Annotated in this window: 1 pseudogene; it reads right to left on the bottom strand. The window is 72.0% G+C overall.

The window, feature by feature from the left end:
* Nucleotides 1-1,160 (bottom strand): annotated as a pseudogene (locus tag K228_RS0124920) (hypothetical protein); the annotation flags it as partial.
* Nucleotides 1,161-1,537: the final 377 nt, after the last annotated feature.

Below are 1,537 nucleotides of genomic sequence, written 5' to 3'. Positions count from 1 at the left end.
CCCCCTCGTGTTGGTGAGCGCGAAGCGCCGCCATTCCCCCGACTCGGATCCCCCGCCGACGTCGGGTGAGTCGACGGTGGGCAACCAAAACCCCGAGACAAGCAGGAACTTAAGTACTCACCTTGGGACGCCGAGCGGGGGGGGAAGAAAATCCCGGTCTCGATCTGACGCGTGGCGATGGCCTCCACATCGGTCAGGAGGGTGTCGCGGGCCGCAGCGGCGGCGTGGCGTAGCTGCGCGCGGCGGGCCAGAGCTGCGTGGTCGACCACGCCAGAGGTACGGGCGTCGAGGGCGTCGAGGTCGTCGAGGTCGTCCTGCGCGGCGGCCAGCAGCACCAGGGCGTGCTGCAGCAGGTCGTCGAGCACCAGCAGCGCCACCGGGATGTAGGGGGCGCGGACGGCCGGGTCACCGTGATGCACCGCGGCAAGATCGAACTGAGCCCGGTCGTTGCAGCGGCCCAGCTCGGTGCGCTCGGCCAAGCTCAGGCGCCGCCCGTGATGGGTGCGCGTGGCCCAGCCCAACGCCTCGGCACGCGCCCAGCAGTCAGTGACAGTGCGGGTAGTACAGCCAGCCAGCTGCGCCGAGCGCTCCCGACCCGGCAACGCTCGGCGACCCGTGCGCCAGTCACTATCGACCGCAAGCACCGCGGCGACCCGGGCCAACCGCGACGGCCGGCCACGCCGACACCCCCGCGCCCCCGCCTCCCTAGACAACACGTCCGCCAGCAATTCGACCGCACGGCCACGACCACCGCCGGCCGCGTACGCGGACACCGTGACCTGCAGCCGATCCACCCACCCGGCCAGCGCAGCGACCCGGGCCTCGGCCTCGGCCCGCTGCGCGAGCTGCGCGAACCGTGCCTCAACGGCGGCGGCCTCCAGTGCCTGGGCGTGCTCGTGGTCAGCGCGGACCTGCGCCAGCCACGAATAGCCACACAGCCAACACGACGGCGACGGCTCCTCCGCGCCGCACGCTGCACACACCGGGGCCTCGTCAACGACAAGGGGTGCCTCCAGGGCAGCGGCCCGCCGCTCGGCCGCCAGGCGACGACGCCGCGCGGCATCGGTGCGGGTACGCCAGCACGGAATGCACAGCGCATCCGAGCCCTCACCCTCACGCGGCAGGCCCTGCGTGTCCCTACCAGCGCTCGCACAGGACACGCATGGGGTCTGCAGGCCAGTCGGATAGACGATCCGACGACGCGCACCAGCCGGCACCGTAAGGCGGGTCTGCCCGGTGCGGGTGGTCTCCACCCACACCCGCGACCGGCCCAAGTGCACCGCGCACCGCGTATGCCCCGGGGCAGCTAACACCGCCTGCCCGCGTGCAGCGCAAACCGGGCAGTGCCCAGACGCGACCACCCGATCCGCAGCCACCACCGCGCCGCTCATCGCGACACCGCCGGCTTGTGCCACGGCGAAACGGCCGCAGCTTGCACTGCGACATGGGGGAAGGGCTGGGGCAGATGGGCGTCACCGCGACACGCAGAAAACGTGTTCGAAGACAAGAGTGCACCCAGCCCGGGGCCAGGTGCTAT

Source organism: Salinispora cortesiana, assembly GCF_000484695.1.
GTDB classification, from domain to species: domain Bacteria; phylum Actinomycetota; class Actinomycetes; order Mycobacteriales; family Micromonosporaceae; genus Micromonospora; species Micromonospora cortesiana.
Note: the sequence above shows the minus strand (reverse complement) of the source record. Positions and strands in the feature narration are given on the sequence as shown.